The sequence below is a fragment of the Vibrio splendidus genome (assembly GCF_003345295.1).
In the GTDB taxonomy this organism is placed as follows: domain Bacteria; phylum Pseudomonadota; class Gammaproteobacteria; order Enterobacterales; family Vibrionaceae; genus Vibrio; species Vibrio splendidus_K.
Genome location: NZ_CP031056.1, coordinates 1,146,859 through 1,167,760 on the forward strand (window position 1 = coordinate 1,146,859; position 20,902 = coordinate 1,167,760).

The window sequence follows — 20,902 nt, forward strand, 5'->3', positions numbered from 1 at the left end:
CGCGACTATGGGGGAGAAACTGAATTGGGTAAAACGAATAAAAATGGTCGTTAAGATAAAAGAAATCTATCGTGTTTGTTGGCTAAAATACCGTTGTGATATTTCATGTTTTCGCGATATTTTCTGCGGTTAAATAGCCGATAAAGCGTTGTTCAAACGACTATTTAATTTGAAAGACGGAGAGAGATTCGTTGTATTTATCAGATTTTAATTTAGGGCGTTTAATCGTGTTAGACCACTTCTTTTCGGTATTGTCTGGGCGAGCTTCCACTCCACCTACGAAAGGCATGCCGAAAGTTCGCACTGTCTGAAAATCCGACTCTATCGGAGATCTCTTCAATACTCATATGCGTCGATGAAAGGTAGTGCCTAGAGAGGTGAAATCGCACGTGATCCAATATTTTCTGATAGCTCGTGTCTGCAGCTTTGAGGTGTCTACGTAGTGTTCTCGAAGACATTCCCAATTCTGTGGATAGCGCTTCAATGGAAGGGTAACAGCCAGGCCTTTCAATAAACATCTGTGAGATCTTCTCTTTTAGGCTGGTGGGTGCGCTGACTCTAGCCAACATGTCGTCACAAGATTTCAAACACATTTGTAAGGTGATTGGGTTAGCCGTTGGTAAAGGTGAATATAGGCTTGTTGCATCGAACTGCCATTCAAGCTGCTCGCAATCAAACTCTACCCGGCAACGGAAAATCTCCTGATAGAGATCGCCGTAGGTAGGTTTAGGATAAGGGAAGCGGATCACAAGAGAGGGAAACGGCTGTTGTAGCACTTCTTCACACAAACTTTGAATAGCGGAAAACCAATACTCACAACAGAAAGGCAACAAAGAGTCGAGCTCGATAAGTTGCTCAGCGCGAAAGTATCCGGTTTGATGTTCAACGGACATGGTCTTCTTGAGAACAGGGCCCGCAAGACGCAGATATTTGAAGCCCATTAAAAGAGCGTCTAACAGTGTCTCACTGCTGAACACTGCGTAACCCAACACACCAAAATCACTAAATCGGGCTTCCTGTCCAACTTTTAGTCCTAGCCCCTCTACGTTGGAACTCTCAAGCGCGTTACTGAACACCGCTAATTTTTGTGCGAGCGTGATGTGGGTATCTGGCGTATTGAGCTGGAACTCATCGATGTTACTGCCTTTCAACAACGTATCGACCGTCAAGGATGATGAAAAATAGCGAGACAATAGTTGAAGATCAAGAATACCAAATGCCTGCATATCCGGTTCGTAAACTGCGGTGTATTCCATAATATGCCTCTTGTTGAGTGTTCTTATTCTATCTTAACCACGAACATCTTTTCGTCGGCTGTGTTGCAATTATGTCCGAATATCACCGTTTTTTGTCTTTTTGCAACCTTTGCAGAATGTTATCAAAATGTTGTAATTTAATAAGCCGTACACGGATACGTGTGCATAGGGTTGAAATAACAATAGATTAGAAACGAAAGCAAAGAACAAATGAACATAGGTTAAACACATATTCGAAACAAAATACAACAACGTCTACGGTGACCGTGATTAATAGGTCTAAGCCGAATAAGGAGATCATGGATGCACAATCTTGCTGTTAACTTGGAGCGCAGCGCTTCGCTTTTCCCAAATAAAGTCGCTCTGCGAATGGGGACGGATGAAGTCAGCTTTTCTCAGTTGGAACAACTTTCTGGAAACGTCGCCGCTAATTTAAAGAGGCTGGGGCTCAAGAAAGGAGATAAGGTCGCGTTGTCGTGTCCGAATGTCACGTATTTCCCGATTGCCTATTATGGAATTCTGAAAGCAGGCTGCGTCGTGGTGCCTTTGAACGTGTTATTTAAAGCAAGAGAGATCGCTTATCACCTTAATGACTCTGACGCGAAAGCCTATTTATGCTTTGAGGGCAGTGAAGAGCTGCCCATCGGTCGCTATGGCTTACAAGGTTTCGAACAGGCAAACCATTGTGAACACTTTGTCGAGATGCCCATCCCAGCCGGCGCAGACACGACTTCAGAAAGAAACGAGCAGCATGAATCAATGGCTGACTGGTTAGGACAACCTTTGATTCCTTTTGAGTCTGTGGCTTGCCATGGTGATGATACCGCTGTGATTCTTTATACTTCAGGTACGACAGGTCAGCCAAAAGGGGCTGAGCTTTCCCACACCAACATGCAAACCAATGCGATGTCGTCACAGTATCTAATGCGATTGGAGTACAGCGACACCACAATGGCCACACTGCCTTTATTCCATAGCTTCGGCCAGACAGTGATGATGAACGCGAGTGTGCTAACAGGGTCGACCATGGTGTTGATTCCGCGTTTCGAACCGTCACTGGTGATCGAACAGATCATTAACCATAAAGTAAGCGTGTTTGCGGGCGTTCCAACCATGTATATCGCGCTATTAAAGGCGGGAGAAGACTCCTCTAGTAGTTTAGAAATAAGCAAACGCTCTGAACAGGTTAAACACAGCTTGAGGTTGGGTGTTTCTGGCGGTGCTTCTATGCCACTTGAGGTTATTCGACAGTTTGAGTCTCGCTTTGAGCTTCCAGTATTAGAAGGCTATGGTTTATCAGAAACAGCGCCAGTTGCGACCTTTAATCATATTGACGGTGACCGATTGTCTGGCAGTGTGGGTCAACCTTTGTGTGGTCACCTTATCAAGATCACTGATATACAAGGCAACTCTGTTGTAATGGGTGAACTGGGTGAAGTCTGTATCAAAAGTCCAAGTGTCATGAAAGGCTACTATCAAAGACCAGAGGCGACAGCAGAAGCGATAAGAGACGGTTGGTTCCTAACTGGAGATATTGGACGCACCGATGAGCACGGCAACTTGTTCATTGTTGATCGCGTTAAAGACATGATCATCCGTGGCGGGTACAACGTATATCCGCGCGAAATCGAAGAAGTATTGATGTGTCATCCTGATGTCGAAATGGTCGCGGTTGTGGGTGAACATCATTATCGCCTAGGCGAGGAGATTCACGCTCATGTGGTGCTTCACGAACATACGCAATGTGATAGTGCAGCTCTGATTACATGGTGTCGTGAGCAATTGGCCGATTACAAATATCCGCGTAAGGTATTTATTCGCAAAGCCTTACCCATGACAGCAACCGGCAAAATATTGAAGCGCGAATTGCACCCACTAGAAATAGCGGAGATGACTAATGGATAGTTATGATTTTATTGTTGTTGGCGGTGGTTCTGCGGGGTGTGTCATGGCTTCTCGGTTGTCGGAAGATCCTAATGTCACTGTTTGCTTGTTAGAAGCGGGCGGTAAAGACACGAGCCCATTCATTCATACACCCGTTGGCGTGGTGGCTATGATGCCAACCAAACTCAATAATTGGGCTTTCGAAACCGTTGAACAGTCGGGTTTAAATGGCCGTAGAGGTTATCAGCCAAGAGGTAAGACACTTGGCGGGTCTAGTTCTATCAATGCCATGATGTACGCTCGTGGGCACCGTTCCGACTACGACACATGGGAAAGCCTAGGTAACACAGGGTGGAATTATGAATCGTGTCTACCTTACTTTAAGAAAGCGGAAAACAACGAAGTTCACCAAGATGAGTATCATGGCCAAGGTGGTCCTCTGAATGTGGCAAACCTTCGATCGCCGAGCCCGATGTTGGAACGCTATTTAACGGCGTGTGAGTCGATAGGGATTCCTCGTAATGACGACATCAACGGTGCGGCTCAGTTTGGGGCGATGCCGACCCAAGTCACTCAGCTGAATGGTGAACGATGCAGCGCTGCCAAGGCTTACTTAACGCCAAACCTTTCACGATCGAATCTCACGGTCGTTACTAAAGCCACCACACATAAGGTCTTGTTTGAAGGTAAGAAAGCGGTTGGCGTTGAATATGGTTCTAACGGACAGCGTTATAAGATTCAGTGCAGCAAAGAAGTGATTCTATCTGCTGGTGCATTTGGTTCTCCTCAATTGTTGTTACTGTCGGGTGTAGGCGCTAAGTCTGAATTAGAGGCGCATGGCATCGAACAAGTTCACGAACTGCCCGGTGTCGGCAAGAACCTCCAAGACCATATTGATTTAGTACACTCCTATAAATGCAGTGATAAACGTGAAACCTTTGGTATCTCGCTACAAATGGCCTCTGAAATGACCAAAGCTCTGCCGCTATGGCACAAAGAACGCCGTGGCAAGATGAGTAGCAACTTTGCTGAAGGGATTGGTTTTCTTTGTTCCGCAGATCATATCGCCGTGCCGGATTTAGAGTTTGTATTTGTGGTCGCTGTTGTGGATGACCATGCACGAAAAATCCATACCAGTCATGGGTTTACCTCCCATGTCACTTTGTTGCGACCGAAGAGCCATGGCAGCGTAACGCTTAATAGCAATGATCCTTATGATCCGCCTAAGATCGATCCTGCGTTTTTCAGTCATCCTGAAGATATGGAGATCATGATTAAGGGCTGGAAGAAGCAGTATCAAATGTTAGAGAGTTCGGCGTTTGATGACATCCGTGGCAATGCTTTCTACCCAGTGGACGCCAGTGATGACAAGGCTATCGAGCAAGACATTCGTAACCGTGCAGACACTCAGTATCACCCGGTCGGGACCTGTAAAATGGGCCCTAGTAGTGATTCATTAGCCGTGGTAGGTAACGATCTTAAAGTTTATGGATTGGATAATTTGAGAGTCATTGATGCTTCTGTGATGCCGACATTGATTGGGGCAAACACCAACGCGCCAACCATTATGATTGCTGAAAAAATCGCAGATCAAATCAAAGAGGAATACGGGTTAGGTCAGCAAGAATCTAGTATTCAAGCGAAAGGCGAAGCTGTGGTTTAATTCAAGAAGTTAAGTGATAACCATAAATAAAACAGTAGGTTAGATAGTCTTGATTTGATAAGACTCTCTAACCTATTTTTGTGTGTTTACTTAGAACAAAGCAAAAGCTAATTCAATAGTTTAATCAATAGCTTAAACAATAGTGTTACTTGGTTAGAGCTTGATTAAGCCATTGATCAAATTGGCCTTTTGGTAACGCACCGTTAATCGTATCGACACGTTTACCATCTTTAAACACCATCACCGTCGGAATACTTCTGATTTGGTACATCGCGGCAAGCTGCTGCTGAGCTTCAGTATCAATCTTAACGAATCGAACATCTCCCGAGCGCTCTTTAGCAACGTCACTGAACACTGGCGCAAAACCCACACATGGGTTACACCATGTCGCCCAGAAATCGACAACCACAGGCTGTGAACTGTTCAATATAGATTGGAAATTAAGTGACGTTCCCTCGATAGGAGCGCCATCGAGCAATGCTGTTTTGCATTTACCACAAGTTGGGCTTTCTGAAATTCTTTCTGAAGGAACTCGGTTTACGCCATTACAAGAAGGGCATCGTGTGTTGAATGTAGACATAACTTTCTCTTTTTATTGTAACTCCGTTGCTAACGCGATTTACGAATCACGCACGGAGCGCTTATACTGTTTAAAACTAGAATACGATACTTAAATAAAAACAAACAATAAACAGGTAAATGATGACAAAATTTTACGCCGAAATTACTGGCTGGGGAAAGTGTCTACCACCAGCCGTGCTGTCCAATGATGATCTAAGCACTTTCATTGATACGTCTGACGAGTGGATTCGAACTCGAACTGGTATCGAAAACCGTCGTATCAGTCATGTAAATACCTCTGAGCTAGCGACTGTTGCAGCGAAACATGCCATGGCGTGTGCTGGCCTAACAGCCGAAGATATCGATCTCGTGATTATCGCGACGTGCAGCCCAGACTCCCTTATTCCAAATACCGCATCTAAGGTTCAACAGAACTTAGGCATTAAGAGTGCAGCGGCTTTCGACCTTAACGCAGCGTGTACAGGCTTCATCTACGGCGTTGAAACCGCAACTCGACTGATTCAGGCGGGTAATTACCGCAACGCCATCGTTGTGGGTGCTGAACGTCTGTCATTCTTCATTGATTGGACCAAGCGTGATACCGCGGTTCTTTTCGGTGACGGCGCTGGCGCTGTGGTTTTATCTCGCACTGAAGAACAAGTCGGCTTACAAGAAGCTCAAATCGGTTGTGACGCCGAAGGCCGCGATATTCTAGCGGTACCAAAATTCGGTACTTCTATGGACCGCTTTGCGGCTGACAACGGTTACTGGGACTTTGATTTCGTTGGTAAAGAGATCTTCAAACGTGCAGTGAAAGGCATGGGCGCAGCGGCACACACAGTCTTGAGCCGCACAGGTATCTCAACCGACAATATTGACGTTGTGATCCCGCACCAAGCAAACATCCGAATCATCCAAACTCTGTGTGATATGGCGGGTATTGATCGCGAGAAAGCGTTTGTTAACATCCAAAACTACGGCAACACATCGGCCGCTACTGTGCCAATTGCATTATGTGAGTCGCTAGAGCAAGGTTTCGTTAAGCCTAACGACAATATTCTTGTTGCAGCGTTTGGTGCGGGTTTAACGTGGGGTGCTGGCCACATTAAATGGGGTAACCGTGTTGAACCGCTAGGTCAATCAGATGCTAAGCTTCCAGAAGCTGATAAATCCGCTTTAGAGCTTCTAGAAAGAGCCATTTTACACTGTAAAACACACCCGAATTCAGCGAGCGAATAACGCTGATGGGTACAGTCGTCAAAGTACGTCTTATGGCTAAAGCCGACCTTGATGAGGCGGCTTTAGTTCACCAAGCTACATTTGTTCGACAACAGCACTCTAGAAGTTGGTTACAATGTAACTTAAATGCTGCACCGCGTTTTCTTAACTTTGTTGCGGAGAGTGAAGGTGAGATCGTGGGTTACATCATCTGGGTTCAGAAAAGCGGGTTTAGACCAGAAGCTGTTTTGGAGCTAGAGCAACTTGCCGTGTTACCAAGCGCGCAGGGGCAAGGATTGGGTAAAACGCTGATTCTAGACTCCCTGCCGCAGGTAAAACAGCATTTGGCGGATCAAGGCTCGACGCTCAAACACGTGCTAGTGACCACCAGAGCAGACAACTTTGCACAAAAGCTTTATCAATCTACGTTGGGTGCAGAAGTCGAAACCACGATTTCAAACCTGTACTCTGCGGATGAAGTACTTATGATAGCTCGCAATGTAGGTGAGCGAATCTGATCGCTGAGTTTTTAGAACTAATTATAATCAGCGGTATAAATCGACTTACGTTTAATTAGGGACTTCTACAGTCCCTTTTGTTATTTCTTAGGAAGTGTTTTGAAGAAAGTTTTAGCAATTGGCTACGTTTGGCCAGAACCGAATTCATCGGCGGCGGGCAGCCATATGATGTCACTTTTACGCCTGTTCAAGAGACAAGGTTGGTCCGTTGAATTTGCAACGCCAGCTCAAGAAACCGAGCACATGATCGACCTCTCTGAAGAGGGCATCTCGAGTCAATCCATACAGTTAAATTGCGATAGCTTTGACCAGTACATCGAAGAGCTGCAACCCGATGTCGTGATGTTTGACCGTTTCATGATGGAAGAGCAGTTTGGTTGGCGTGTTGAGAAAGTATGCCCGAACGCCTTTAAGTTACTGGATACGGAAGACTTGCAGTTCCTACGTAACGCGCGCCATGAAGCTGTTAAGAAAGAGACAGAACTGACCAAAGCGCATTTGTACAGTGACTTAGCGAAACGTGAAATTGCTGCGATTCTGCGTTGTGATCTTTCGTTGATCATTTCAAGTTACGAGATGGAATTGCTTCAATCTGAGTTCAATATCGATCCAAAACTGCTTCATCACTTGCCGTTCATGGTTGATCTGAATACTCTACCTGAAAGCACAAAAAGCTTTGAAGAACGTAAGCATTTCATGACGATAGGCAATTTTAGACACGCACCTAACTGGGATGCTGTGCTTCAGTTACAGAAGATTTGGCCGAAGATTCGCAAACAGCTACCTGACACTGAACTTCATATTTATGGATCGTATCCGCCGCCAAAAGCGACTGCATTACACAACCCTAAAACCGGTTTCCATATCAAAGGTTGGGCAAAAGACGCTCAAGAAGTGATGGAGCAGGCACGTGTGTGTGTTGCACCTCTACGATTTGGCGCGGGAATTAAAGGCAAGTTGCTTGATGCGATGAAGTTACAAACTCCGAATGTGACGAGCGAAATTGGTAGTGAAGGCATGTTACCGCAAGGTGAGTTGCAATGGCCTGGCGCAGTTGCAGGCGATATCGACGAGTTTGTTGAAGCTGCCGTTGCCCTCTATAAAGATGAAGAGAAGTGGCTGAAGGCACAAAGCCAATGTCATGCGATCCTTGAAGCGCACTACGAGCAGAATCAACTGGGTGACAAATTGATTGAGCGATTAACTGCGTTAGAGTCTGAACTTGAATCTCATCGACTGGATAACTTCTTTGGTTCGATGCTCAAGCACCACAGCATGGCGAGTACCAAGTACATGTCGCAGTGGATAGCTGAAAAGAACAAGACTAAGTAACTGACACAATAAACCGAATCAAATCATAAGCCCTTAGGTTAACGTCTAGGGGCTTTTTTCATGTGGGACGCTTTTAAATTCCAAACTTACAAATCGAAACATAACGCCATTACATTAGCATTGACTAATTTATATTTATTAGTAAACTCTAATCTAAGTTTATTAGTAAGACCTAATTTAAAGTTGCGACAAGTTAAATTTAAGTTTGTGGATGGGAGAGGTCAGTGATGAGTTTAATACCTTGGGATGCATTTTTCGGTGGCACGCTACTAGGTGCGTCGGCAATTATTCTGATGTTGGGGATCGGGCGAGTTGCGGGGATCAGCGGAATCGTTAGCCGCTTATTGCCGCCTAGAAACAACAAAAGATTAGAATCAGGATCTGAATCTAGCTCGGAAACTAGCATTGAGAAAACCGAGAAACATTGGCGACTAGCCTTTGTTGTCGGAATGGTCGCGAGCGGCTGGTTATTGATTCCAACGGGCTACCAACTTCCGCAATTAGAAGAGATCAACTTCGCAGCGGTTATCATCGCCGGACTATTGGTGGGCTTCGGTACCAAGATGGCGAACGGTTGTACTAGCGGTCATGGCATTGTGGGCATGGCGCGCTTGTCTAAACGTTCAATTGTCGCGACCTGTGTATTTATGGGTGTCGCGATGGCAACAGTGTTGGTTAAAAACCTGATTGGCTTGGGGGCATAATGAAAAACTCTTCATTTACTATCGTTATCGGCTTGCTCGCAGGTATTCTTTTCGGCTTTGGCATGATCATTTCAGGCATGGTTGATCCTAACAAGGTACTCGGCTTCTTAGACATTACCGGTAACTGGGACATTAGTTTGGCATTCGTTATGGGTGGCGCGCTATTGGTCTTCGCTCCGTTTTATCATATGGTCATTAAAAAGCGCTCTCAAGCCGTGAATGGTGAACCTTTAGATAGCAGTAATAATCCACTAATCGACAGAAAGTTGATCTTAGGTTCAACTGCTTTTGGTTTAGGCTGGGGGATTGCAGGCTTTTGCCCGGGGCCTGCAGTAACCAGCCTTAGTGGCGGAAACCCTACGGTATGGCTGTTCGTCTTAAGTATGCTGGTGGGGATGTGGCTGGCGGGTCGAACCAATAAAAGCTGCTAGCAGTACGCCTACCATTTATGTATGGCTGAGAGGATTCGCTCTTATCTGACCAAACAGAGAGGCTGACCCGCTTTAAGTAAAAAGCCAGTCAGCCTCTTTCTATATGTACTGTTTTCTATTATTTGCACTTATCTACAATCTGCAGTTATCTATAACTTACTATTTGATCGTTGTTGAAACTGGGCAGTGATCACTGAGTTTGTAGTCCAGAACATCTTGCGTTTCAAATACCTTTTGTTTCGCAGGAGAGGCATTCAAGGACTTGCTCACAACAATATGGTCAATCACCGAACGAAATTGATGCGTGCGATGGTTATTGCGGTTTGAGCGCACCTTACAATCTGCTCGAGTTTTTCTTGTTGCCAACTGGGCATCGGTATTTTGCGTTATATCTTTCCACATCCAATCTCTTGAATATGAGAGGTTGTGGTTAAAGTCGCCCAGAATCGCGTAGTCTTCATCTTTACGTTCTCTTTGCTGTATCCACTTATTCAGCTGTTTAGCTTGGTCTTTGAGCCTTGAACAGTCTCGGTTAGACTTATACGCGCCGCTGCAACCCGCCTTTAAGTGTACTGACAACATGTGAATTGGTTTTGTATCTGTTTCCACAACCATATAACTGGCAAATCTAAGCTTGCTGTTAGCACTCGTTTCCAGAGGAAAGTCTGCGTAGTCAGTGAGAGCGATTCCTTTACGAACCGCGAAGCCCGTATATTGGTTCACTTCTTTGAATTGTCGGTTACTGTTTTTGGGCAATGCGCGGTCAGACATCAATATTTTGTATTGAGCGCCGGCGATGCGTTCAATGGCATTGATGTCATCGACTTCTTGAAAAGCGACCACATCCGCATTTAATGATTGGAAGTACTGTTCGAGTTTATCGAAATCTGCTTGGTTTCGTTTGGAAGAAAACTTATTCACAGCCTCGTTGGTTGATAACCATTCGATATTCCAACTGGATATGGTCAAAGGTTCAGCAAATGCGTGGCTACTGAGTAAGCAACCCAACATTATCCAGTTTCGAAGTCGTTTCATCCCAAATATCCCTAATTTTGTCGTCCAATATAGTTGAGCCGTTATCCTACAACACTTACCGAAAATTCAACTCTTTTTAGCAGTTTTTTTATTGTTACATTGTTTCTTTTCGACTTGAGAACTCACGTAATAATATTGGATTTATCTTGTTCAGCGTGCGCGTTTTATTGATCCAAATCAATACTCAAAGTTGGTGGTTCTCGTTAAATACGCCACAATATCTAGTGTTAGTTAAACGATAAATCGCTCTATATAGTGTGTTTGTGGATAAGTCTGTGAATACCTCAAGAGTAAGGAGAAGTGGTGAAATCAATCGTAATCAAGCGTGATGGCTCAAGAGCTCCATTCAGTAGAGATCGTATCCAAGCTGCAGTGGAAGCAGCATCAGACAAAGCCGATAAGGAAATTGCTATTTATGCTCTGAATGTGGCATTAGCAGTTGAGTTGAAGCTCGAAGACTACGATGAAGTTCATATTTCTGAAATTCAGACTTTGGTCGAAAATGAGCTAATGCAGGGACCGTATAAGTCTCTGGCTCGTGCCTACATTGAATATCGTCATGACCGAGACATCGCACGTGAAAAGCAAAGCGCTTTAACTCGTGAGATCGAAGGTTTGATCGAAGAAAGCAATGTTGATCTGATCAATGAGAATGCCAACAAAGACGGTAAAGTTATCCCAACTCAGCGTGATTTGCTGGCGGGTATCGTGGCTAAACACTATGCAAAAACTCACATTTTGCCGCGTGACATCGTACAAGCTCACGAGTGTGGTGACATTCATTACCACGATCTAGACTACGCACCGTTCTTCCCAATGTTTAACTGTATGCTTATCGATCTGAAAGGCATGTTAACGCATGGCTTCAAGATGGGTAACGCAGAAATCGACACGCCTAAGTCTATTTCTACGGCAACAGCGGTAACAGCGCAGATCATCGCGCAAGTGGCGAGCCACATCTACGGCGGTACTACGATTAACCGCATCGATGAGGTTTTAGAGCCTTACGTAATGGCGAGCTACGAGAAGCATTTATCGTTAGCGAAAGAATGGGACATTCATAGCCCAGAAGCTTTTGCTATCTCTCGTACAGAGAAAGAGTGTTACGACGCGTTCCAGTCTCTGGAGTACGAAGTAAACACGCTACACACCGCTAACGGTCAAACTCCATTTGTTACGTTTGGTTTTGGTTTAGGCGAAAGCTGGGGTTCAAAACTTATCCAGCAATCTATCTTGAAAAACCGCATTGCAGGTTTGGGTAAGAACCGCAAAACAGCCGTGTTCCCTAAACTGGTATTTGCAATCAAAGATGGCTTGAACCACCAGAAGCAAGATCCAAACTACGACATCAAGCAATTAGCGCTTGAGTGTGCTTCTAAGCGTATGTACCCAGACATTCTTAACTACGACAAAGTAGTAGAAGTGACAGGGTCATTTAAAACGCCTATGGGTTGCCGTAGCTTCTTGAATACTTATGAAGAAAACGGTGAGTTGATTCATGAAGGACGTAACAACCTAGGTGTAGTTAGCTTGAACTTGCCACGTATCGCGATTAACGCGAAGCAAGATATGGTTAAGTTCTACGAACTGCTTGACGAAAAATTGAAGCTGGCTCGTCGTGCTCTAGAAACTCGTATTTCTCGTCTAGAAAACGTGAAAGCACGTGTTGCTCCAATCCTATACATGGAAGGCGCTTGTGGCGTTCGCTTGAAAGCAGATGACTCTATTGCCGATATCTTCAAGAACGGCCGTGCTTCTGTTTCTCTTGGTTACATTGGTATCCATGAAGCGATGACCGCACTTTACGGTACTGACGTTCATCTGTACGACGATGGCGAAATGCGTGCTAAAGCGCTTGAGCTGGTGGAGTACATGAAGCGTGAAGTGGAATCTTGGACCAAAGAAACAGGTTACGCGTTCAGCCTATACGGCACACCGAGTGAAAACCTATGTAGCCGTTTCTGCAGCATCGATACCAAAGAGTTTGGTGTGATTGATGGCGTAACAGACCGTGGTTACTACACCAACAGCTTCCACTTAGACGTACAGAAGAAAGTGAACCCATACGACAAGATCGATTTCGAGATGCCTTATCCTGAAATCTCTAGCGGCGGTTTCATTTGTTACGGTGAATTCCCGAACATGCAGAAGAACATCGAAGCACTAGAAAACGTATGGGACTACAGCTACACACGTGTTCCTTACTACGGCACCAACACGCCAATTGATGAGTGCTACGAATGTGGCTACAACGGTGAGTTCGACTGTACAAGTAAAGGCTTTACGTGTCCTAAGTGTGGTAACCATGACTCAACCAAAGTGTCGGTAACGCGCCGCGTTTGTGGTTACCTTGGTAGCCCAGATGCACGACCATTTAACTTCGGTAAGCAAGAAGAAGTTAAACGTCGCGTGAAGCATCTTTAATCTAACGAAGGATCTTAGTTAAGATCTGAGATCTTTAGCTAGCTCACTTAGAAGAGCTACGTTTCAAGACATAAGATTGGTATCGGCGCTATGTCGATACCAATTCTTTCGTTTCAGTTCTTACAGCACTTCCTTCAAACTATTAAGCAATAACGAGTCTCAATACTGCCTTATGAATTATCACCAATATCACCCAATCGACGTTGTAAACGGCCCAGGAACACGCTGCACTTTGTTTGTGTCGGGTTGTGTACACCAATGTCGCGGGTGCTATAACCAGTCGACACAAAGATTGGACTCTGGGCATTTGTTTACTCAAGAGCTACAAGACCAAATTATCTCTGACCTCAATGATCCGCGAATTAAGCGTCGTGGTTTATCGCTTTCTGGTGGCGATCCTCTGCATCCTGCAAACGTGTCTGAAGTGCTTAAGCTTGTTCAGCGGGTAAAAGCAAAATGTGAAGGTAAAGACATCTGGATGTGGACTGGCTACAAACTCGACGAACTCGATGATAAACAGAAGCAAGTGCTTGAATACGTAGATACTTTGATTGATGGTCGCTTCGAGCAAGATAAAGCGGATCCAATGTTAGATTGGCGTGGTAGTTCAAACCAAATTATTCATCGATTTACTGACTTATAAACTTATAAGGTTTGTTCTGATTCAGTATTCTCGTAAACAGAAACAGGGCTTCATCGTTAGCGCAATGCTACAAATCAGCCCTTGGGTGTGAGTTCTTTTGAATCTATCGCCCGATACGTAAGTGTCGGTTTGGCGTCTGTTTAAATAGGAATGTGCTCAGGCTCGTCGATTAGGTTGTTTATCCATTTCTTGGATTGAATCCTCTGACTGGTCAGAACTATTTTGGCTAGCTCTTCGAGTAACACAATCATCAAAACCCATTCTAGCGGCCAACCCAACACCAGCGCAGTAAAGTAGGCAAGGGGAATACCAATCGCCCATTGGCCAAACAGATCGATGAAGATGCTGTAGTTGATGTCTCCACCACTTTTCAGCACACCGCCGATACCAACCATATTGAAGACTCTCAGTATCATGCCGAGTGCCATGACTAAGGTGACGTTTACGGCCGTGTCTTTTAGCTCTAAGTGAGTAAGGCCGATCATGTATACGATCGCGGGTTTAGCAAACCAGCACATCAAGGCTAACAGAGCCGCAAGCCCACAGCTGACCAATACATATCCCCAAGCGGTATTCTCAACACGTTGATAGTTCTTTGCGCCGATCTCGTTGCCTAAAATGATCGAAGCAGCGACGGCAAAGCCCATGAACGCCGAGATCAAGATGCTTTCTACTGGTGATAATAATGAGATTATCGCAAGCTCGCCAACACCCATCTGACCAACAATAACGTTATAAATCAGAATGCCACCCGCCCAAGCCGTGTCATGAATCAACATAGGAATCGCTATCTTGAAATACTTCTTTCTATGCTTCGGTAATATCGCATCGCGCCAATTGCTTCGTGTTGGGAATAGGTGGGTGTAGTGTTTCTTTGCCATAACAAACAGGGCAATCGTTTGAAAAAATCGAGACACCGTAGTACCGATTGCCGCGCCAACCACACCCAGTTCTGGAAATCCAAACAAGCCAAAGATCAATAAGGCATTGAGGATCGCATTGACGATGATCGCCCAGATGCTGATCTTGGTGGGCAGCCTAGCTTCGCCGACCGATCGCAGTGCGCTTTCTAGTGGCACTACTATCGCGGTACCAATTAAGCTGGCTCCTGTTATCCAAAGGTAATCCGTTGCCAAGCGGACGTAATCAGGGTCTGAGGCCACCACAGACACCACTGATTCAGGAGCCAATGTATAAATCAACACAAACGGGATAATGGCGACAATCGACAATGCCCACGATTGCGCTAGTGTGCGTCTAATCCCGTTGAAATTACCCGCACCAAAATATTGCGAAGCTAGCACGCTGACGGCGCCGCTAATCCCCGATACCATGATCAAGTTGAAGAAGAAAATGCGGTTGCCAACGCCCACAGCGGCGGTTGCAGAATCACCAAGCTGATTGACCATAAAAATATCGACCACGCCTAGTAATGAAAACAACATGGTTTGCAATGAGACAGGTAAACCAATGTGTAATAGTTTTTGCCAAAACTCTTTGTCCAAATAACGATATGTCGAGAGCATCGCATTTCTCCTGTGGTTAATATGCGAGAAGTTTATCGGCATTTGTTTTGCCTGTATTGTTCCTGTTCATCACAAACTTTTGCCAAACTATCTATTTTCCAAAATTATCGAACTACTTACGTGGCGACTGAGTTGCAGGCAAACCCAATGAGCGAAAAGATAAATGAGTGAGAAGCAAGAACGGTATGAGATTTCTGAAAACACGCATCAAGAGTTTGTCGACCAAAGCCATGTATTGGCATTCGAAGAGCTAGGTATCGTTCAGTGTGGGACGGCGTCGTGTCGTGATTTCTTTTCGGTGTATCGGAAAAACCAACAAAAACACATGTTGCTGTATACCGTGAGAGGAAAGGGTTGGTTAGAAAGTGGGGCGTGTAGCTACATTCTAGAACCGGGTTCGTGCATTACTGTCCCAGCAGGGATAGAGAATGGCTTTGGTATTGAAGAAGAAACATGGCAAATTGCATGGATCTTTCTCTCGCCAGATAAACAATGGGAAAATGTCGTCAGTGATGAAGTGAGTTATACGCAGTCTCCCGCAGCAGAAGTCGTCTCATCGTGCATTCATACTCTATTGAGAAGCATTGCCTTACCGATCGATTTGGGTGGAGCAATTGCTAATTATAGTGTGGCTCAAATAGAATACATGATTAATGCGCCGGTCCCACAGCAACAATCACGCAATTTGATTCGTTTAAGACGAGTGTTCGACAACGTACAAAAGCAGCTCCACAAGGAATGGAACGTTCATGAGCTGGCAGGCTTATTCCCGTGTTCAGAGCCGCATTTCCATCGTTTGTGCCAGCGCTATTATTCACACAGCCCAATGACTCATATTATGCGTATGAGGATGGAGTACGCAGCACGCTTGCTGAAGTCGAGTGATTGGTCGATTCAACACATTGGCGAGATAGTCGGTTACCCGAATGCGGCTAACTTTAGTACTCGATTCAAGGCTTGGTCGGGAGTGACACCGAGGCAATTCAAACAGAACACCTAATTGAAGTCGTAATAAAAGACTTAACAATAAGCCCGTTTATTTTGTGATTGGTTATTAAACGCCCGAAATTTTCACATTATCTTGGCTTAAAATGACCAATCTCTGATTACTTATGGTAACTAAGCTCTTCTATTAAAAAATGTTTCTGATTTTAGTACGAAAATGTTAACGTGAAATTCAATACTTGAATTTCAAAGGGTTGTGACTTTCATGTTTTCACATCTACCAAAACCAACTTTAGATCCAATTTTATCTCTTTCTGTCGCTTACCGCGGCGATCCTCGTACTGACAAAGTCGATTTAGGCATTGGCGTTTACAAAAACGACCAAGGCGAAACACCGATCATGAAAGCCGTTTCTATGGCTCAAGACATTGTTGTCGATACTCAGAAAACCAAAGCTTACGTTGGCCTAGCAGGCTGTGAAGAGTTTAACCAGAGCATGGTTGATCTGCTGCTTAAAGGGACTTCTGCAATGGGTCGTGTAGCCGCGATTCAAACACCGGGTGCAAGTGGTGCACTTCGTATGTTGGGTGACTTAATGAAAGTTTCTCAACCAGACACCACGGTTTGGATTTCAAACCCAAGCTACGTTAACCACAAACCGGTAATGGAAGCGGCAGGCTTAAAAGTTCGATACTACAATTACTTCAGTCCTGAAACGAAGCAAGTTGATGTTGCAAGAATGATGGAAGACCTATCAACAGCGGGTCCATCAGACGTTGTACTACTTCACGGTTGCTGCCATAACCCAACGGGTGCTGATATCAACTTTGAAGCGTGGCAGGAAATCACCAAACTATCTCAGAAAAATGGTTTCTTACCGTTCGTTGATATTGCCTATCAAGGCTTTGGTGACGGCCTAGAAGAAGATGCAAAAGGTCTTCAACACATGGCTAACAACGTTGAAGAAATGCTGATCACAACATCTTGCTCGAAGAACTTCGGTTTGTATCGTGAAAGAACGGGTGCTGCGATCGTTATCGGTAAGAACAGCGAACACGTTGGCAACGCAAGAGGCAAGCTTCTTACGCTGGCTCGTTCAACTTACACTATGCCGCCTGATCACGGTGCTGCTCTGGTTAAAACAATTCTTCAGAATCAAGAGCTAACGAAGATTTGGAAGCAAGAGTTGAGTGAAATGCAGCAACGTTTGTTAAATCTGCGCCAAAGTTTGTGTGATGAATTGCGAAATACTTATAACACGTCACAATTTGACTTCATTGAAAGCCATAAAGGTATGTTTAGTGTACTAGGCTTTAAAGAAACTCAAATGAATCAATTACGTGAAGAATATGGAGTCTATGGTGTTGGTGATGGACGCATCAATATTGCAGGCCTTTCTGAATCCCATATTCCTTATGTAGCTAAAGCGATAGCTAACGTTTCGAAATAGAAGGTGACTGAATGTATAATTGGAAAGCGATTGTAGTTTTAATGCTAAGTGGTGGCCTGTTTGCTTGTTCGACGACGACTCAAGTTCCTGTCGAGCCAGAGCAAAAGCCTCAAGTAGAACAACCTGTTGTGGATGACTCTTCAAAGACTGAAGCAACTGAAGGCGAGAAAGTAACGGAACCTACAGAGAAGCCTGAAGAAGTAAAACCAACTGAGCCAGAAGTTAAACCTGAGCCAGTTGAAAAGCCACCAGCAAAACCGTTAAAAACGGATGATGGAAAACTGATTCTTGGTGAAGAAGAGTGGGTGTTTGTTCCTGGTTTGAAAGAAGCATTTAAAGCTCGTATTGATACAGGCGCAACAACATCTTCGATCAGTGCTGTAGATATCGTTGATTTTGAGCGTGACGGAAAAGACTGGGTTAAGTTTAAAATTGAGCATGACGGTATCACAACCAAAGAGATCAGTTTACCGGTAGAGCGTTGGGTTAAGATCAAGCAGTCGAGCGCGGAAGGCACACAGCGACGTGCTGTTGTCGTCGCTTCAATTCAAATCGGCGATCTGAAAGACAAAACTGAGTTTACGCTAGCAGACCGAACGCATCTTTCTTTCCCTATTCTATTGGGTAGAAGCTTCTTTAGAGATGTTGCGGTAGTGGATGTAAGTCAAAAGTACGTTCAAAAGAAAATTACTAAATAACGGTTCTTCTCATAATCAAGGCTTTTAGACTTGAAGAGAGATAGCTTTAAAAGCGATCAGATTAGAACATTTTTAGTATCGATAAATTGAATCCCTGTCAGTTCAACTGGTGGGGATTTTTCTATTTACACGTTAATAACGTATGAAAAGCATCTAAATGGTCTATGTTTACCATTCGTTTACGGTTTGGCCTCGACAACGTGATCGAGATCTCTATATAATCCGCGCTTCGATTTTTGTTTAATCCATACTTTCGTACTTCTTATTTAGGTTCTTGAAATAGCCTAATAATTATCTGTCAGTACACGCTTAGGAATTAGTTCTTTGATATCTACCGCGAACATCACAATGCAATTTGGCGCAGAGCCGCTGTTTGAAAACATCTCTGCTAAATTTGGTAACGGCAACCGCTATGGTTTGATCGGCGCCAATGGTTGCGGCAAGTCAACGTTCATGAAAATCCTAAGTGGTGCATTAACGCCAAGCTCGGGCAACGTTTCTATCACTCCAGGAGAGAAACTGGGTGTGCTAAGCCAAGATCAGTTCGCTTTTGAACAATACAGCGTTATCGACGTTGTGATCATGGGTGACAGAAAACTGTGGGAAGTAAAACAAGAACGTGACCGTATTTATTCTTTGCCAGAAATGAGCGAAGACGATGGTATGAAAGTCGCTGAACTTGAAAGTGAATTCGCTGAGATGGATGGCTACACAGCAGAAAGCCGTGCAGGTGACATCCTAATTCAAGCGGGCATCGAAGAAGAGTTCCATTTCGGCCTGATGCAGCAAGTTGCTCCAGGTTGGAAACTGCGTGTGCTTCTGGCGCAAGCTCTATTTGCAAACCCAGATATTCTGCTTCTTGATGAACCAACCAACAACTTGGACATTCACACGATCAACTGGCTTGCTGAAGAGCTAAACCAGCGTAAATGTACAATGATCATCATTTCGCATGATAGACACTTCCTGAACTCTGTGTGTACGCACATGGCTGACATCGACTACGGTGAGCTGCGTGTTTACCCTGGTAACTACGAATATTTCCTAGAAGCTTCTGGTTTGATTCGTGAGCAACTTCTAGCAAACAACGCTAAGAAAGCGGCTGAAATTAGCGAACTTCAAGATTTCGTTAACCGTTTTGGCGCAAACGCATCTAAAGCGAAGCAAGCAAGTTCACGTGCTAAGAAAATGGACAAAATCACGCTTGATGAAGTGAAATCATCGAGCCGTATGAGCCCATCAATTGATTTTGGTGAAGGCAAGAAATTGCACCGTCAAGCGCTTGAACTTAAAGAGCTTGGTCACGGCTTCGATGGCGAAACACTGTTTGCTGGTGGCAACTTGCTGCTTGAAGCGGGTACACGTCTTGCTGTTATCGGTGAGAACGGTGTGGGTAAAACCACGCTGCTACGTTGTCTAGTTCAAGAGCTAGAGCAAAACGAAGGCATCGTTAAATGGTCTGAAAACGCATCTGTAGGCTACTGCCCACAAGACAGTACAACAGACTTCGACAATGATTTGAGCATCTTCGATTGGATCTCACAATGGCGTACGGCGAAGCACGATGATCTAATGGTACGTGGCATTTTGGGCCGTCTATTGTTTACTGCTGATGATGCAAACAAGAAAGCACGTAACTGTTCTGGTGGTGAGAAAAACCGTCTGTTATTCGGCAAGCTAATGATGCAAGACATCAACGTGCTTGTTATGGACGAACCAACGAACCACATGGACATGGAAGCAATCCAAGCTCTTAACGATGCGTTGAAAGTTTACACTGGCACGCTTATCTTCGTAAGTCATGACCGTGAGTTTGTTTCTTCACTAGCAAACCACATCATCGATGTGAAAGACCAACAGCTAGTAAGCTTCCAAGGTACGTATGAAGAGTACTTAGACCACCAGAAAAAGATGCTGATGGTTAATTTATAAGTAAGTCGCTGGCTTAGAGCGTGAACGACTTAAAGCCAGCGAAACTAATAAACAAAAAAGCCCCGAACATTAATGTGTTCGGGGCTTTTCTATTTAACTCATGTCGCTATTTATTACTCAGTAACCAAACCTAGATACGAAGTCTAGATTAGAAACCGAATCGAGCAGACATTAAGATTTGGTGGCCGTAAGTGCCGTTGTTTCGCATATCAAGGCCAACAGAAAGTTGATCCGTAGAGTGGAAACGTGCACCAACACCAACAATTGAACGCGTATCGTCATTATCGATCAGTTGGCCTAGACGTGCGTTAACTTCCACGTTTGCCATTAACCAAGCTCTCAAGCCAATATTGACTTCAGTTTTGATGTGGTTGTCGTCATTACGTTCAATGTTGTGCAGTAGCATTTGGCCAGTAATGTCAGCAAATTGACTAATTGGACCGTTAAATCCCATACCTACAGCCGCATCCCAATCGCTTTCAAATTCAGAATCGATACGTGCAACGAAGTGTGAGTTCTGGGTGAACATTGTCGTGACTTCACCACCGAAAGTACTAGGGCTAGTACCCATGCGTAGCTCGAATGTGTTGTAGTTAAAGTTGTTTGCAGACGCAGAGAATGAACACAGTGCAGCTAGTCCTAAAAGGACAGTCTTATTCGTGCAACCTAGCATGGTGACTCC

Annotated in this window: 18 protein-coding genes; 13 read left to right on the forward strand and 5 right to left on the reverse strand. The window is 44.6% G+C overall.

Features of this window, described 5'->3' with window-relative positions; all coding sequences use genetic code 11:
- Positions 1–230: 230 nt before the first annotated feature.
- A complete protein-coding gene (locus DUN60_RS20775; RefSeq protein WP_102494969.1) occupies positions 231–1,256 on the reverse strand; it encodes an AraC family transcriptional regulator in 1,026 nt (341 codons plus the stop codon).
- Between the two features lie 303 nt (positions 1,257–1,559).
- Here DUN60_RS20775 and DUN60_RS20780 point away from each other — a divergent pair, with 303 nt between their 5' ends.
- Positions 1,560–3,161: a long-chain-fatty-acid--CoA ligase gene (locus tag DUN60_RS20780; RefSeq protein ID WP_114635310.1), complete on the forward strand. Its 1,602-nt coding sequence runs from the start codon at positions 1,560–1,562 to the stop codon at positions 3,159–3,161.
- A complete protein-coding gene (locus tag DUN60_RS20785) occupies positions 3,154–4,803 on the forward strand; it encodes a GMC family oxidoreductase (RefSeq protein WP_114635311.1) in 1,650 nt (549 codons plus the stop codon). The genes DUN60_RS20780 and DUN60_RS20785 overlap by 8 nt, the downstream gene beginning before the upstream one ends.
- 145 nt (positions 4,804–4,948) lie before the next feature.
- Here DUN60_RS20785 and trxC read toward each other — a convergent pair whose 3' ends face one another.
- Positions 4,949–5,383 (reverse strand): thioredoxin TrxC, encoded by a 435-nt coding sequence (trxC, locus tag DUN60_RS20790; RefSeq protein ID WP_004731082.1) that lies wholly within the window; start codon positions 5,381–5,383, stop codon positions 4,949–4,951.
- Between the two features lie 122 nt (positions 5,384–5,505).
- Between trxC and DUN60_RS20795 the strand changes: the two genes are divergently transcribed.
- From DUN60_RS20795 to DUN60_RS20815, 5 genes are all read left to right on the forward strand, one after another.
- Positions 5,506–6,603, forward strand: a complete 1,098-nt coding sequence (locus DUN60_RS20795) for a ketoacyl-ACP synthase III (RefSeq protein ID WP_114635312.1) — start codon at positions 5,506–5,508, stop codon at positions 6,601–6,603.
- 32 nt (positions 6,604–6,635) lie between these two features.
- Positions 6,636–7,100, forward strand: coding sequence for a GNAT family N-acetyltransferase (locus DUN60_RS20800; RefSeq protein ID WP_114635313.1), 465 nt, complete (start codon positions 6,636–6,638; stop codon positions 7,098–7,100).
- Positions 7,101–7,199: 99 nt separating this feature from the next.
- On the forward strand, positions 7,200–8,432 hold the full coding sequence (locus DUN60_RS20805; protein WP_114635314.1) for a glycosyltransferase: 1,233 nt from the start codon (positions 7,200–7,202) through the stop codon (positions 8,430–8,432).
- Positions 8,433–8,659: 227 nt separating this feature from the next.
- On the forward strand, positions 8,660–9,136 hold the full coding sequence (locus tag DUN60_RS20810; RefSeq protein WP_114635315.1) for a YeeE/YedE family protein: 477 nt from the start codon (positions 8,660–8,662) through the stop codon (positions 9,134–9,136).
- Positions 9,136–9,567 (forward strand): YeeE/YedE family protein, encoded by a 432-nt coding sequence (locus tag DUN60_RS20815; protein WP_114635316.1) that lies wholly within the window; start codon positions 9,136–9,138, stop codon positions 9,565–9,567. The genes DUN60_RS20810 and DUN60_RS20815 overlap by 1 nt, the downstream gene beginning before the upstream one ends.
- A gap of 159 nt (positions 9,568–9,726) precedes the next feature.
- Here DUN60_RS20815 and DUN60_RS20820 read toward each other — a convergent pair whose 3' ends face one another.
- Positions 9,727–10,602, reverse strand: a complete 876-nt coding sequence (locus DUN60_RS20820; RefSeq protein WP_114635317.1) for an endonuclease/exonuclease/phosphatase family protein — start codon at positions 10,600–10,602, stop codon at positions 9,727–9,729.
- Between the two features lie 303 nt (positions 10,603–10,905).
- Between DUN60_RS20820 and nrdD the strand changes: the two genes are divergently transcribed.
- Positions 10,906–13,026 carry an anaerobic ribonucleoside-triphosphate reductase gene (gene nrdD, locus DUN60_RS20825; RefSeq protein WP_017081069.1) on the forward strand — a complete coding sequence of 707 codons (2,121 nt, stop codon included), beginning with the start codon at positions 10,906–10,908 and terminating at the stop codon, positions 13,024–13,026.
- Positions 13,027–13,198: 172 nt separating this feature from the next.
- Positions 13,199–13,669 carry an anaerobic ribonucleoside-triphosphate reductase-activating protein gene (gene nrdG, locus DUN60_RS20830; RefSeq protein ID WP_114635318.1) on the forward strand — a complete coding sequence of 157 codons (471 nt, stop codon included), beginning with the start codon at positions 13,199–13,201 and terminating at the stop codon, positions 13,667–13,669.
- Positions 13,670–13,809: 140 nt separating this feature from the next.
- Here the strand turns inward: nrdG and DUN60_RS20835 are convergent, their stop codons facing one another.
- Positions 13,810–15,237 (reverse strand): MATE family efflux transporter, encoded by a 1,428-nt coding sequence (locus tag DUN60_RS20835; RefSeq protein ID WP_114635319.1) that lies wholly within the window; start codon positions 15,235–15,237, stop codon positions 13,810–13,812.
- Between the two features lie 121 nt (positions 15,238–15,358).
- Between DUN60_RS20835 and DUN60_RS20840 the strand changes: the two genes are divergently transcribed.
- The 4 genes from DUN60_RS20840 to DUN60_RS20855 all read left to right on the forward strand — a co-directional run bounded on the left by DUN60_RS20840 (position 15,359) and on the right by DUN60_RS20855 (position 20,220).
- Positions 15,359–16,195 carry an AraC family transcriptional regulator gene (locus tag DUN60_RS20840; protein WP_114635320.1) on the forward strand — a complete coding sequence of 279 codons (837 nt, stop codon included), beginning with the start codon at positions 15,359–15,361 and terminating at the stop codon, positions 16,193–16,195.
- Positions 16,196–16,405: 210 nt separating this feature from the next.
- Entirely contained in the window at positions 16,406–17,590 is a 1,185-nt protein-coding gene (locus DUN60_RS20845; RefSeq protein ID WP_114635321.1) for an amino acid aminotransferase, read from the forward strand.
- 11 nt (positions 17,591–17,601) lie between these two features.
- Positions 17,602–18,288: a putative ATP-dependent zinc protease gene (locus DUN60_RS20850; protein ID WP_054546836.1), complete on the forward strand. Its 687-nt coding sequence runs from the start codon at positions 17,602–17,604 to the stop codon at positions 18,286–18,288.
- A gap of 324 nt (positions 18,289–18,612) precedes the next feature.
- Positions 18,613–20,220 carry an ABC-F family ATPase gene (locus DUN60_RS20855; protein ID WP_114635322.1) on the forward strand — a complete coding sequence of 536 codons (1,608 nt, stop codon included), beginning with the start codon at positions 18,613–18,615 and terminating at the stop codon, positions 20,218–20,220.
- A 148-nt stretch (positions 20,221–20,368) separates the two neighbouring features.
- On the opposite strand, the gene DUN60_RS20860 is transcribed toward DUN60_RS20855, so the two are convergent.
- The gene (locus DUN60_RS20860; protein WP_114635323.1) at positions 20,369–20,893 is read right to left on the reverse strand and encodes a hypothetical protein; all 525 of its coding nucleotides are present in this window, start codon (positions 20,891–20,893) and stop codon (positions 20,369–20,371) included.
- Positions 20,894–20,902: the final 9 nt, after the last annotated feature.

Excerpts from the sequence above, each read along its gene's own strand:
- DUN60_RS20845 (WP_114635321.1), top strand. The coding sequence starts at position 16,406 with ATGTTTTCACATCTACCAAAACCAACTTTAGATCCAATTTTATCTCTT.
- nrdG (WP_114635318.1), top strand. The coding sequence starts at position 13,199 with ATGAATTATCACCAATATCACCCAATCGACGTTGTAAACGGCCCAGGA.
- DUN60_RS20835 (WP_114635319.1), bottom strand. The coding sequence starts at position 15,237 with ATGCCGATAAACTTCTCGCATATTAACCACAGGAGAAATGCGATGCTC.
- trxC (WP_004731082.1), bottom strand. The coding sequence starts at position 5,383 with ATGTCTACATTCAACACACGATGCCCTTCTTGTAATGGCGTAAACCGA.
- DUN60_RS20780 (WP_114635310.1), top strand. The coding sequence starts at position 1,560 with ATGCACAATCTTGCTGTTAACTTGGAGCGCAGCGCTTCGCTTTTCCCA.
- DUN60_RS20815 (WP_114635316.1), top strand. The coding sequence starts at position 9,136 with ATGAAAAACTCTTCATTTACTATCGTTATCGGCTTGCTCGCAGGTATT.
- DUN60_RS20860 (WP_114635323.1), bottom strand. The coding sequence starts at position 20,893 with ATGCTAGGTTGCACGAATAAGACTGTCCTTTTAGGACTAGCTGCACTG.
- DUN60_RS20810 (WP_114635315.1), top strand. The coding sequence starts at position 8,660 with ATGAGTTTAATACCTTGGGATGCATTTTTCGGTGGCACGCTACTAGGT.
- DUN60_RS20775 (WP_102494969.1), bottom strand. The coding sequence starts at position 1,256 with ATGGAATACACCGCAGTTTACGAACCGGATATGCAGGCATTTGGTATT.
- DUN60_RS20850 (WP_054546836.1), top strand. The coding sequence starts at position 17,602 with ATGTATAATTGGAAAGCGATTGTAGTTTTAATGCTAAGTGGTGGCCTG.
- DUN60_RS20840 (WP_114635320.1), top strand. The coding sequence starts at position 15,359 with ATGAGTGAGAAGCAAGAACGGTATGAGATTTCTGAAAACACGCATCAA.
- DUN60_RS20795 (WP_114635312.1), top strand. The coding sequence starts at position 5,506 with ATGACAAAATTTTACGCCGAAATTACTGGCTGGGGAAAGTGTCTACCA.
- DUN60_RS20800 (WP_114635313.1), top strand. The coding sequence starts at position 6,636 with ATGGCTAAAGCCGACCTTGATGAGGCGGCTTTAGTTCACCAAGCTACA.
- DUN60_RS20820 (WP_114635317.1), bottom strand. The coding sequence starts at position 10,602 with ATGAAACGACTTCGAAACTGGATAATGTTGGGTTGCTTACTCAGTAGC.
- DUN60_RS20785 (WP_114635311.1), top strand. The coding sequence starts at position 3,154 with ATGGATAGTTATGATTTTATTGTTGTTGGCGGTGGTTCTGCGGGGTGT.